Here is a 254-nt window from a genome sequence, read left to right on the forward strand (position 1 = left end):
GCTCGCCAGCACGATGACTACGCACATAAATGTTCGCGTCGTCGGCATAGCGCACGAAACGATGGCCCCGCCGTTCCAACTCGCGGTCGAGTTCGTTGAGCAGGATGTTCGACAGCAACGGCGACAGTACGCCGCGTACGATCTTGCATACTTTTTTCTCTGCTGCCTGAGCCAGTCGACGTCTCGCTGGCGTTGAACCCCGGATCGGGATCAACCCGGAATACCACCAAAATTTCGCCCTTATGAATTTCGAC

General features: G+C 56.3%; 1 pseudogene. It reads right to left on the reverse strand.

What is annotated here, in order from left to right:
• Positions 1-254 (reverse strand): annotated as a pseudogene (locus ACZYSM_RS29690) (hypothetical protein); the annotation flags it as partial.

The sequence above is a fragment of the Pseudomonas sp. F220 genome (assembly GCF_057813935.1).